General features: G+C 63.0%; 10 protein-coding genes. 2 read left to right on the top strand and 8 right to left on the bottom strand.

Annotated features, from left to right (window positions below):
- Together AC4CS3_RS02710 and AC4CS3_RS02705 are read right to left on the bottom strand one after the other, a co-directional pair.
- Nucleotides 1-865 (bottom strand): LGFP repeat-containing protein (locus tag AC4CS3_RS02710; protein WP_490782088.1); only part of this gene is annotated, 865 nt, incomplete at its 3' end.
- A 366-nt stretch (nt 866-1231) separates the two neighbouring features.
- Nucleotides 1232-2425 carry an alkaline phosphatase family protein gene (locus tag AC4CS3_RS02705; protein WP_490782087.1) on the bottom strand — a complete coding sequence of 398 codons (1194 nt, stop codon included), beginning with the start codon at nt 2423-2425 and terminating at the stop codon, nt 1232-1234.
- Between the two features lie 303 nt (nt 2426-2728).
- Between AC4CS3_RS02705 and AC4CS3_RS02700 the strand changes: the two genes are divergently transcribed.
- Nucleotides 2729-3703: a glycoside hydrolase family 16 protein gene (locus AC4CS3_RS02700; protein ID WP_490782086.1), complete on the top strand. Its 975-nt coding sequence runs from the start codon at nt 2729-2731 to the stop codon at nt 3701-3703.
- Between the two features lie 19 nt (nt 3704-3722).
- Here AC4CS3_RS02700 and AC4CS3_RS02695 read toward each other — a convergent pair whose 3' ends face one another.
- The 6 genes from AC4CS3_RS02695 to AC4CS3_RS02670 are packed head-to-tail and all read right to left on the bottom strand — an operon-like array spanning nt 3723 to nt 11110.
- A complete protein-coding gene (locus AC4CS3_RS02695) occupies nt 3723-4103 on the bottom strand; it encodes a hypothetical protein (RefSeq protein ID WP_490782085.1) in 381 nt (126 codons plus the stop codon).
- Complete coding sequence (locus AC4CS3_RS02690; protein ID WP_490782108.1) at nt 4093-5988, bottom strand: hypothetical protein; 1896 nt, start codon at nt 5986-5988, stop codon at nt 4093-4095. The genes AC4CS3_RS02695 and AC4CS3_RS02690 overlap by 11 nt, the downstream gene beginning before the upstream one ends.
- Nucleotides 5988-8099, bottom strand: a complete 2112-nt coding sequence (locus AC4CS3_RS02685) for a glycosyltransferase (protein ID WP_490782084.1) — start codon at nt 8097-8099, stop codon at nt 5988-5990. Before AC4CS3_RS02685 ends, AC4CS3_RS02690 begins: the two co-directional genes overlap by 1 nt.
- 32 nt (nt 8100-8131) lie before the next feature.
- On the bottom strand, nt 8132-9220 hold the full coding sequence (locus AC4CS3_RS02680; RefSeq protein WP_490782083.1) for a hypothetical protein: 1089 nt from the start codon (nt 9218-9220) through the stop codon (nt 8132-8134).
- The gene (locus AC4CS3_RS02675; RefSeq protein ID WP_490782082.1) at nt 9213-10244 is read right to left on the bottom strand and encodes a glycosyltransferase family 2 protein; all 1032 of its coding nucleotides are present in this window, start codon (nt 10242-10244) and stop codon (nt 9213-9215) included. Before AC4CS3_RS02675 ends, AC4CS3_RS02680 begins: the two co-directional genes overlap by 8 nt.
- Nucleotides 10244-11110: a glycosyltransferase family 2 protein gene (locus AC4CS3_RS02670; protein WP_345449214.1), complete on the bottom strand. Its 867-nt coding sequence runs from the start codon at nt 11108-11110 to the stop codon at nt 10244-10246. Before AC4CS3_RS02670 ends, AC4CS3_RS02675 begins: the two co-directional genes overlap by 1 nt.
- 409 nt (nt 11111-11519) lie before the next feature.
- On the opposite strand from AC4CS3_RS02670, the gene AC4CS3_RS02665 reads away from it, so the two are divergent.
- Complete coding sequence (locus tag AC4CS3_RS02665) at nt 11520-12362, top strand: AfsR/SARP family transcriptional regulator (protein ID WP_490782081.1); 843 nt, start codon at nt 11520-11522, stop codon at nt 12360-12362.
- Nucleotide 12363: the final 1 nt, after the last annotated feature.

Here is a 12363-nt window from a genome sequence, read left to right as displayed (position 1 = left end):
AGGTCTGGTAGGCGCCTCCGTTGGTGAGGCCGCCGATTTCATTGCTGGTGGGGTACCCGAGGGCGCCGTTCTCCCAGTTTTGAGCGGCCCAAGCGGCGTCGATGGCGCCCTTGGTGATGAAGGCGCCGGTGGTCGCCGTCCAATGGATCACGCCTCCGGTGTAGTTCTGATAGCACCCACCGGCGGTGAGCCCGCACACAACCGCTCCGGTTGCCGTACCGGCGCCCGGAGGAACCGCGGCTGCTGCTGCAATGGCGTCCGCGCCCGGTGTCCCTCCAGACGTTCCTCCAACCTTGATGACGAGATCGTCGATGTACTCGTCTCCCATTTGCGTCAGATGCTCAGCGCCGAGCTGGAGCGCCGACACTGTGGTCGCTGTCGTATTGACTTGGTTGCTTGAAAAGATTGATGTTCCGTCAACCCAGACTTCAACCGTGGACGCGGCGCCGTTTGCTATGACATGCATTCCAACATGCCGCCACGCATTCAGCGCAATGGCGCCCGACACCAGCTTGGTGTAAGTAAAGCCCGTCGAGGATGTTACCCGGAGCCAAATTTGGCCGTTGCTGTTGTAGCGGTAGATGTCAACGAACCTTGTGGTGTCGAAGAAGAACCGGAAGTAGGGGACATCGTTTCCGGCGACGCCCGCGGTGGTGATATTGAACCAGGCGTCCGCATAAACGTCATTGGAATTTGCAGGGAGCGTGGTCACCAAGTTGGCCAGAGAACCGGGGTCGGTGGTCACATGCAGGTGGGCCGAACATGATCCGGAGTGGGCCTGTGAGTTGTCGATGGTGGCCGTTCCAGTTGTTCCGGTATTGACCGTGAAGCCGTCAAGGGTTCCGGATTCGAAGTTGTTGGCCACAACCGTAGTTCCAGGATAAGTGTTCGTGGGAGCTGGAACTCCGGCTGAACAAGTGGTCGGCGGCGGGGCGGCTGCGCTTGCCGGACCGGACGCAAAGGCCAGTGCCATTACGGGCACAGCAAGTGCGCTGATGAAGCTCAAGCTAAGCAGTCGTTTCACTGATCTGTCCTCCCACTTCGGTCAACGTCCGCCACCACCGTGGTGCCGAATAGCTGCCGGTAAGTGCGGAGGCTCGTGGCCCAGGCACCCGGCAACGCGGTCGAGAACCTATGGCACCATGGGGGCGGTTACAGGAGCGTTACCAAATCCCTGGGGTAGGTGATGACGGCGGTGGAGTGGAGGCATGACCTGTTGACCTCCGCAAGCTCAGGGGTGCACGCTGAGGACGTCCGGACCGAAGCTGGACAGCCCCGGGGCCCCCGCATAGCCCAAGCGGGGGAGGGAGAAGATGTCCTCCATCGTGGCGAGCAGGCTGTAATGGTTGTACATCTTTGAGCTGCTGGTGCCCGCACTGGTGAACGGGGAGAGCACAAGCGCGCCGATAAGGCCGCCAGCTGTTCCGCCTGGCAGACCGGAGGGGCCGGTTGCGTTACCGTCCGCCTCGTCGAAGGTGATGACGAGCAGGCCGTCCTGCCGATACGCCGGTGAGTTGAGGATTGCTGGGACTTGTTCCTTGAGCCAAGTGTCTGCGGTCGCCAGTCCGCCGGGTTGTCCATCGACGCAGGGGCTGTCGTGGCCGTCGTTGCAGAGGTTGGGGCTGATGTAAGCAAGGTTCGGAGTGGTGGCGGCGGACTGCAGGTCCCTCGCGAGGTTGGAGTAGTCCACTACGTTGTCTTGGCAGCCAGGGAGGGAAGTGATGCTGGTGAAATAGACGAAGGGATTGTGGCGCGTGGCGTACTGGTCATTGATTTTGGCGTTCTGGGAGTCGTCCTTTGCACCCGGGTTCGGGTGGCGGCACGGCGTTCCCATATCTTCCATGTATCCCTTCCAGGTTTTCCCGGCGCCGCTAAGTTGCCCGGCAAGAGTCGGGACTGAAGCGGGGTAGACGCAGCCCGATCCGAGCACTTGTCCCGGGTCGGCGGTTCCGGTTTGGATGAACGGAGCGTAGGTCGTGCAGTCGTTGCGCGTCATCGGGTTGGATGCCTGCCCGGAGATCTGGGCCAGATAGTTGGGGTTGGAATGATGGGCGACCCCGTAGTACTGGGTCAGGAGGACGCCCTGACTGCGCAGGGTTTGGGAGAGGTAGGGGGCTGCCGAACCCGGACCCCAGGTCTTGTTGTAGCTCTGGTTTTCCAGATTGATCACGAAGATGTGCCCGACTTTCCCGGCTGCAGCCGATGGTACGGGACTGTCGGGAGGCGAGGCGGACGTCGGGGACGCGGAGGAACCGGTGATCGTGGTGGGATCAGGAACCGGTGTTCCGCCACCCGATGGACCTTGGCAAGCCGTGCTGATCACCAAGAGCGCAGCTGCCATGACGACGCGCCGAGTCCGGGGACGGCGGTATTGCGGACCGTCCTGGCGCGGGACCTTCCTGCCGGATTTCATTCTCAGTTTCATCTGACCCTTACTCCTCCAAATTCCTGCCGACCTCGGGCTGAGGCCCTGGCCGGCATGGCGGCAGGTCTGCGCCGAATGGTTACGCCTCGTTCTGGCGGTAGCAGGTATTGCGGAAGCGTTCCGGTGCGGACACTTTTGCACACTAAGTTCAACAGGGCTATGGTTCCCGGCTTCGGGTTACCTGTGAATTCGCAGGCGGGCCGTAGATGCAGCGGCTCCGGGCCCGGATTATGGAGGAACCCGGACTATGGAGGAATGGGCGGGGCCTTGTTTCGGTGCCTGTTTGCCGCCACACTGGCTCCCATGCACGTGGAGGAACGGCGAAACGGCAAGAGTTTCAAGACTGCTCAGCGCGCGGCTATGACGATCGCGCTCGTGGCTTCCTTGGCGCTGGCCTCCTCCGGATGCGTCGACGCGTCGAAGGGACAACAGTCTCCTGAGGCAAGCAGGATAGCTGGAACCCCGCCGACCGGAACTTCGACGGCGGGATTTTCGACGGCGGGAACTGCGACAGTGGGGGCCGGCACAGGGCAGTCCGAGGTGACGGGACCGATGCCTGTGGGTGATTTGCCCGGATGGCGGCGGGTATTCAGCGAAGACTTCAGCGAGGGGGACGTCCCGGTCGGGAGTTTCCCCGGTGCGGCGTACAGCGCAAAATGGAGTGTCAACTACGCTGACGGCACACCGGACACGGCCGGTCAGCAAAGCGGCGGCAGGTCGGGGTACTACCCATCGAAGGTGCTCAGCGTCAAGGACGGGATGCTCGACATGTACCTTCACACCGAGAATGGTGTCTCGATGGGGGCGGCACCGTCGCCGAAACTGCATCCGGCCAACGGGCGCCCGTACGACAGTCTGTTGTACGGGCGGTATTCGGTACGGTTCAGGTCCGAGGCATTGCAGGGGTTCAAGACGGCGTGGCTGCTGTGGCCCGATAGCGGAGTGTGGCCGCGTGACGGAGAGATCGACTACCCCGAGGGTGATCTGTCCAAGTCCTTTTACGGCGCCGTCCACCAGGCCGGGTCGGACAAGGACATTTCCCGCAATATCCAGTCGGGTGCGCGGTTCACGTCCTGGCATACCGCGACGACCGAATGGACGCCCGGGCGCGTTGAGTTCTTCCTCGATGGTGTCTCGATCGGTGTTAGCACTGTGGGCATCCCCGACAAGCCGATGCATTACATCCTCCAGACCGAATCCTGCCTGACCGGCTGCCCCGCACCGGCAACAGTCGGGCACCTGCAGGTGGCCTGGGTGGCAATTTGGGCGAAAGCGTAGGTGCATTGCCCGCGTCTCGTTACCGCGCCGCTTCCGTTCGCCGGGACCGTCGGTCTACGGCGAGGAGGACGAGAGTGAGCACGGCCAGGAGGGACACAGCCGCCGATGGATGCCAGAAACCGGAGTAAAGCATCGCCGTCGAGAGCAGGATTGCCGAGGCAAGGCTGAAGCTCACCGCTATTGCGACGGCCAACGGGAGCGCGTCGAATCCGGTTCCTTTTCGGAGCCGGGCGGGTTTCAGGAGCAGGATGAGCGCTGTTCCCGGGCCAGAGAGAAGGAACGGTCCTATGACGGCAAGGCGTAGAGCCTCCGGGCCTGTAAAGGACAGGGGAATCGAAGCCAGCGCAACGGCGGCCACGATGGCGCCGATCATGCCGACTGTTCTTTCCTCAGATGCCATTCGGTGCTCCTTGCAGGTGGTAGATGACTCCGCCTGCGTTGCGGTACTCCACTGTCCACCCTCCTTGGACGGCGCACCTGTCGATGAAGTGCGGCAGGCCTTCGCTCGGCCCCGTGTTGAGAAGGTCGGCTGCGGTGACCTGGCTTGCAGTGACTATCAAAAAGGCGCCTGCGGATGGGACGAGTTGGGTTATCGATGCGCAGCCGGGCTGCGGGTCGCCAGGGCGTGCCGGCTCCGCTTGGAGGACGGTCTGGTACCGGTATCCGGTGTAGTGCTCATACCGCCACGCCGTGTCGTGAACTGCCTCGATGAGGACCGAACCACGGGGCGCGGTGGCATAAAGCTGGTTGACCAGGGCGATTTCGTCGGGAGTGAAATTCTCAATTGCGTCATTGCCGTACCTGGTGGTGACTGTGCCCGCGGCGATAACGGAACCTAGCATGAGGAGCACTGCCAGCTGGCGCAAGCCGGGCGGACTGGGACCAGCGGGAAGCAACGGAAGCACAACGAGGCTCGCGGCGAAGGGCAGGCTGAATAGGTATATCCGGAGCAACAGCTCACCGCCGTACGACTGGAGCGGGAACATGACGAAAGGTGCCACCGTCCCCATTGCAGCAGCCAGCCAGCGCGTCCCCAGCCGTCGTCCCCGGAGGCTACCCAGCCCCGCGAGGCCCCAGACCAAGGCTCCCTCCGCGAGCCGGGAGTAGACAATGAACTGGTGGGCAGGGTTACCGCCCACCCTGTTGAGCAATGAGGCAGAAGCCGCGGCGTTGATGTTGCCTATGGATCCGAAGAGGGTGTGCAGGTGGCCAATGAGGAACGGCGTGGCGGCCAGGACCAGCCAGCAGACCGGAAACAGCAGCGCCAGAACCGGCAGGAACCGCAGCCGGCACCTTCCGCTCAGGGCGAGCAGGGCCAGGATAGGAATCGCGGCGAAAGGTGTGAGTTGATGGGCGACCGTCATTCCGGCCAAGAGCACCGCACACACCGCGGCCAATATGATGAAGGCTGACCGTGACAGTTCGGCCGGTATCGGCGCCGGTTTCCCGGGTTCGAGCCGGCGCACCAGATTCCTTAGCCGGCTGGCGAGTTTATTCCCCGGCTTCCACGGCCACCCGGGGAATACTGTCAGGACACAGGCGACCAGGGTCAGCAGCAGCAGCAAGGCGCAGGCTTGTGGGGAGAGGTAATCCTGCCCCACCCAGCTGGCAAGGTAGAACATCCATACGCCCGCCCACGCTTGCCTTCGGCTGGAGGTGAGGCGCAGGGCCAGCGCCAGCAGGGCGGGCATGAGCAGGACGTTGACGCCGACCGGCGCCCAAGTAGCAGCCCAGGTCAGATCGTGGACTCCTGTGGTATTCGAGAGCATCGCCAATAACCCGAAAAACCCGGGCCAGTTGAAATATGCGTCCAGCTTCCGGTCCAGGCCTCCGGACTGCGTGATGTAATCGGTGATGCCCAAGTGGCGGTAGCTGGCTTCCAGGCGGGGCAAACCGTGAATGATCGGGTCTGCCCCGTGCAGAATGACGATCAATACCAGAAGCTGAATGACGAGCAACCACGGGCGAAGAACCTTGAGACCCAGGGAACCGACGAAACCGGCCAGGCTTAGGCCCAGGGCAAAAAAATAGGCGACGGGCAGGACCTGGATCAGGCCAGCGCCGCCGATGTCCTGTACGTTGACCGTTTTGAGCGCCCAAACTCCCAGGATCAGAGCTGTCGCCGCCATGACCGCGAGAGCGCCCATAACCCGCGGGTCACGCCGGTCGGCCCGATGCTGGGCTTGGTGCAGATGTTTCCTGTCGCTCGTGCGGAAAGGGACCACCCCGACGTCGGATCGGTGCAATCGCGCAGTGGAGACCCGCCACGGGGTTTGTACGGCCATCACGGAGCCGGCACTCCATGTGCCCGTGACCCGGATGTGCGCTCGACTTTGTGTTTGGCCGGGGCAAGGCGATGCTCCTGCGAGAAGCGATGCAGCCGCGCGGCGGCGACCACCGACGTGGCCAGTTGGGAGGCCAGCCAGAGCACGGAAACTCCGACGAGCCCGTAGCGCTGGGCGACCGCCGCGGCCGGCGCCACTGAGACCACGAACGCCGCAATCGCGACCACGGTCGACTCGGCCAAACGCCCGGCGGAACGGCACACGCCGTAATAGACCTGAGTGACGCACGTGAGCATCAGGGCCGGGACGAGGACAGGCAGCAGCACCCACGCCGATGCGTAGCCGGATCCCAACAGGGGCAGAAGCAGCGAGCCGGCGGCGAGCAGCAGAACCCCGGCGAGGGCGGTTAGGAGGAGACTCATCTTCAAGGCCCGCCGAATCAAGCCTGCACGCGAGGAGAACCGGCTATCGGACGTGTCAGCGGCGATAGCGGTCTGAAGCGAGTAGCCAGCTGATTGCGGCACAAAGAAGATCGCTGACGCAAGCATCCAGACGAGGTACCAGGCCGCGGCGGCTGACGTGTTCAATGCTGCTGCCACAACGAGTGGAAGGACGTATCCGGGTGCCCGGTCGGCCAGCATCAGCGCATGCTGACGGAGGCCCGGGCCCCAGACTTTCGCCGCCTCACGCCAGCTGAGCTGTGTCCAGTCCGGAGTCGTTTCGGTGCGTCTAAGCTGGTGCAGGCCCAGGAGTACGCTCGCCAAGGCACCCATGGCTACGGCGACGACGATTGCGGCTGGAGCGCGGTAACCCGCAAACAGGCAAGCCGCCAAGGTAACGAGCTGGCACACGGCCTGGATCAGGCTGCGCGTCAATGCACGATCTGCCCGGGCCTGCGCGACTGCAATGTGGTCGAGCTGGTACGCAACCGAGGCGAGGAGCGCAGCCGCGAAAAAGCCTGCACTCATGACAGGATCTTTCCAGGCGGTGCCGACGCCGGATCCCAGGAAATAGGTCACAACGACTAATCCCGCACCCGTGAGAAGTGACGAAAAGCTCACCGCCGCGACGCTCGCCGGTATCAGGTTCCGGCCTTGATCTGACTGGGCTGGTAACAAGGTCAGGGTCGCTGGGCCGACCCCGAGCATTCCCAGCTGTACCGTCAGCATCGTTGCGGAGACCACCGCAGAGGCCAACCCCAGGCGATCGGGAGGAATCATGAGCGCGGCAAGCGCCCAGAATACGAGCCCGGCCGCCATTGGCGTGATGCGGGCGGCGGCCAGCCACACGGCATTCCCGCCGAGGGACAGTCCTTGCTTGGGAAGGCGCAGTAAAGTGCTGCCAAAGGCCCCGTAGTTGTATACGAGGAAGCCCGCCCAGTAGGGCAGGTACCGGGGGGCTGTGGCCAAGGAAAGAAGGACGCCTCGCGCCGTTGCGAGCAAAGGCAACAGCACCAGCCACCAGGCCCGGCCAGGGTGCTTGCACATTGTGCGTGCCAAGCCTGCCCCGTCCTGCAGCCACTGGTCGCGGGCGTACCCAAAGGTGTCAGCGAACCGGTGCCTTACGAAAGTCGTGGGGGAGACGCCGATGCGGTATCCACCGTCCTCAAGCCGGATCCTGAGCTCGATGTCCTCGCCCGAGCGGAAGCTTTCATCGAACCCGGCCTCGAGCAGAACGCTACGGCGCATGAGCGTGGCGCTGACACCAAACCATGAGCGGACTCTGCTGTGGTTATGGTGCCAGGCAAGGGCGGCCCCCCAATAGCCCGCGCCGTCGGGCTCGCTCACAAGTCCAAACTGCAAGCCATCGAAGCCGCCCGCTTTGAACTCTTCCACCAGGTCTGCCAGGACGCCTGCTGGTACGACGACGTCGGCATCGATGAGCGCGACAAGATCGGCGTGCGCGGCCCTGGCCCCGAGCATCCGCGCCGCCGGAAGTCCTCGCCCCTTGTCGGAGATGACCCGTGCCCCGTAGGAGCGGGCGATCTGCACGGTGGAGTCATTTGAACATCCGTCGATGACGATCACCTCGCGGGGGTTCTGGTCAAAGACAGACTTCAGGCATTCGCCGAGCCAGTTGGCAGCGTTGCGGGCCGGGATCACGACAGACACGTCCAGAACGCTGCCAGACCCCGCGTTCCTGCTCACGGCCGGCCGTCCACCATGGAGGTGACGGTGCCTGCGACAAAGTCTGAGGTCCGGTCGGCGGTCCAGGCCACGGGAAGGCGCAGCACGAAGCAAGGAACATCACTCAGCGAACGTGTGATGACAGAGGTTTTTGCGGAGAAATGCTCGCCCAATGGCACGAGGCCCGTGGCCCCTAAGGCCTCGATGAGCCGCCGCGACACGAAAGGCAATTCCGAATGAAAGTTGCCCACAATGCGCGCTGCCATCCAGGCTTCTGTCCGGCGCTCCAACCGGGCTTCCGCTTCGTCGAAGCGTTCGAGGAAGACGGCGATTCTGGCGGGCGCCTGCGGAACGATCTTCCCTGGGCCGAAAACGTCTGCCGGGTGGACCATTCTGTGTTCGGGTGACCACCGACGCGTGAACGCGGCCGTCCGTGGATAGCGGACGATGACAGGGTGTACAGCGGTGGCCACGCCGCTGATGGTCGAAGTCAGCCAGCCCGGCGCGAGGGGCTTGCGGATTCCTTGGAACAGTTCCGGATAGATTGGCCGGTGGTGGGGTTTGATGAACATCGGTTTTGCGTAGGACAGAAGGGTCCCCTCCGCAGTGATGAATCCCCAGTCATCGGCCATGAATCCGACGTCCGGCATGGCCAAAAGTTTCGCGACTGTACTTGTTTTACCGACGCCGCCCCATGCGGGCATCAGGATGCCCGCTCCCCGGTAGTTCACCATAGCCGCGTGAACCATTGCTGTATCCTGCCTGATACACAAGTGGTCCAACAGCGGCACGATCGCCGTCAACAGTTCGCCCGCCCCTTCGACCATGAAGCCGTTTTCCGCACGGGTAACCTGAACCCGGTCCTCCGGGAGGAACAGTGAATCATCTGTATACCGGTAGGCGTCTTCGGCGTGGGACTGCGCGGGAACCGGAGTGACGCCGCCGCTGATGTTCAACTGAAGGTTTGAAGCCGACGGGCCGAGGAACGGGGCAAGCATGTCACGTAGCTGTGCCTCACCCGGCGTGCCCTGGGCCACCCTGATTCCGACTCGTCCGTGGACGTCGAAGGCAACTGCGGGTGAGGTGACGATCTGCTGGTTAATCACTGGGCTTGCCTCCGCTGTTGTCGCGAATGAGCCGGTACAAAACGGAGCCGGACGCACGCACGGGGCTCGATGACGACTGCCACAGGCTCTGCAGATAGCCAATTGCAGTGACAGCCAGAACCGCTAGGATCACTCCCGCCCGGGCCAGTCCTCCGACGTCACCGTCTCTCCCGCAGGAACGTAGTCCGGCCAGAACAGCGCGCGGGAGCACTCGGCGGACATATCGGCGTTCCGGTCCAAGGATTTGGTTCCGCCCGAGAAGCCGGGTCACCTGAGCCTTCGAAACACCCTCCGACCAGGCCCTCGACAACATGTAGCGCAGGGTACCGCGCGTCGCAGGCACATGGTGGCGAACCACGGCTGCCGGTTCGTAAACCACGCGGGTGCCGGGGGAGCCCATGGATGCTCTCAAACACAATTCGGTCTCCTCGCATCCAAGCGGACGATCACCTTGCCGGCCAAGGGAAGCGTTGAACCCGCCGACCCGCTCAAAGACATCGGAGCGGAAGGACATGTTCGCGCCGATCACGTTACGCACTTGTGCCGCGACTCTGGGCAAACCTTTATAGGTGCACCCGACAATCCAATCAAGCTCTTCGGGAAAGTGCGCCGGACGACCCGATTCCCACACGGGTTCAACCCTGCCCCCGACCGCCAGCACATCCGGATCGTCATAGAGCAGGATGAGCCGGGCCAGCCAGTCCGGGGCGGCTTCGGCGTCATCGTCGAGGAAGGCCACAATGTCACCGGTTGCCGCCTTCACTCCGGTATTGCGAGCGCCGGAAAGTCCCCGGGGCCCGGAGTTCTCCACTACTTCAACCCCCAGCAACGCACCCGTTAGTCGCCGGTACAGACCCAATCGACGGTACAGATCCTCATTGTGGTCAACTACGACAACAAGCTGTTCCGGCCGAAGTGTTTGAGATTGAACCGACGCGAGCCCGTGGAGCAGCAACTCCCACCGGGCTTCGGTGAAGCAACAGATCACGACGCTGACACTGAGCCAGCCGGCACCGCTGGGCATTAGCCGTCCGCCAGCATCGCAAGGACCGTCTTCGGGTCGGTTGGAACATGAGGAAACCTCATATCCGGATACCGGTACTTCACGCGCCGAAGGGCCTCCGGCCGTACCCCTGCCGTCGGCGCATCCCATCCGACGCACTCGCGGGTCAGCGTTCGCAGGACGCGCCACCCGTCGCGGAAGGTCTGCAGATGTGAGTTGCCTGAAATGCGGGACAACTCGTGGCTTGGCACCTCAGCGATGCGAAGCCCCGCCCGGGCTGCCCGCGACACCAGCTCGGTCTCGATTTCGAAACCATCGGACTTGAGTTCAAGGACCTCCAGGCACTCCCTGCGGAAGGCGATATACCCGTAGCAAAGATCCGAGAAGTTGCAGTGCAGGGCCTTGTTTGCCAGCCCTGTGAGCGCACGGTTCCCGAGATTACGCAAACGCGTCAAGTCGTCGGAACCGCCGCCGGTGACATATCGGGAGCCCTTGACGAAATCGTGGTCGTGCTGAAGGGGTGAAACAAACCAACCGATCTCCCTCGGGTCCATGCTCCCGTCCGCATCGAGCATGACGATGATGTCCCCGGTGGCCGCCGCGAACCCTGCCCGCATGGCGGCGCCCTTCCCGGCATGCAGCTCGTTCACCACGACGACGTCGAAGCGAAGCGCGCGCGCCACATCCACGGTGAGGTCTTCGGATCGACCGTCCACGACGATGACTTCGTCAACGTATGACGGCATCCGCCTGAGCACCCACGGCAAATTCAACGCCTCGTTCAGAGTAGGAATCACCACGCTGATCGAAGCCGCCGGGAGCGAAGCCCCGGGAGCTGAAGCAGCAGGGGTCCGGCCGCTGGCAGGCTCCAACTGTCCAATGGACACAGATCTCACCCCCGTCGATCTATCCGCACGAATGCGGAATACCAACTGGGAAGCATCCGGCGCCCTCTTTTGGACGGTCGCCGGAAAAGGGGGCCTCGATGGTTCATGACGGCACCTCCATTTCGCTCGCGATTACATGCACCAGGTCAAGTGGATGTTGGCATGAGCATGGGACCGGGCGCGTTACAGCACCGTTACAAGGAGGCGTGACTCGTGTTGTGAAGGATTCAGCCGGGGGAGGCCTGCGTGGCCAGCCGAGGGAATTTTCGATTACGAGTAAGTAGGACTTCCTTCGGGGTTCCTTGATTCAAGTAGTGGCCACTCGTGACCGGCCTTGTCAAAACTGACTAGTGTCGGACGACGTAGCGTTTGCCCACGAGGAATCCGACTTTAGATTGGGGTACGAGACGTGGTTTCATCACCAGATCCCCAGTGGTCCCTGAGCTTGCTCAACGGTTGGACCCTGAGCCGGGATGGCGTACGGCAGAAGGTAGCACATCGGCAGCAACGCCTTATCACCGCGCTGGCCCTGCTCGGCGAGCGGCCGCGGACGTTCCTCTCCGGACTTCTCTGGCCTGACTCGTCCGAGGCCCAGGCGGCCGTCGGTCTCAGGGTGAGCATCTGGCACATCAATCACGAGCTCCCCGGCCTGCTCGATGCTGACGGAACTACGGATGTCTCCGTCACCCTCGGTGAGCACGTGCTCGTTGATATCACGGACCTTCAACGCGAGCTTCAAGCCCCGGGAGCTGAGTTGAGCGATTCGTACCCGAGATGGGAACGGCTACGGACTGCGGAGCTTCTTCCCGGATGGTACGAGGACTGGATTCTGGTCGAACAGGAACGGTTCCGGGCTCTTCGTACAGCGGCCCTCGACTCCATCGCGTCATACCACCTCAGTCAGGGAAACACCGAGGAAACCAAGGCTGCGAGCAAACTGGCCATTGCCCTGGAGCCTTTCAGGGAGTCCTCGTACCGTTTGCTGATACAGGCCCACCTTGCGACCGGCGACCTTGTCTCCGCCCTTAAAACGTATCGGAGCTTCTCCGCCGACTTGAGACAGGAATTCGGCGTTGGCCCGTCCCCGTCACTCGTCAAGCTCATCGCCGGTGCCGTCGGAGACAGCGGCCGTCAAATGGACAACGGCGGTTTGCCGCCCACCCAGATGCTCCCGTCGCTCCGCCCCGTGACCTCCGAATCGGGGGCCCCCGGCGTAAACCTTGTCAGGGAACTGGCTGCGCAAAAACCGTAGT

The sequence above is a fragment of the Arthrobacter sp. SE2 genome, from assembly GCF_058244265.1.
Note: the sequence above shows the minus strand (reverse complement) of the source record. Positions and strands in the feature narration are given on the sequence as shown.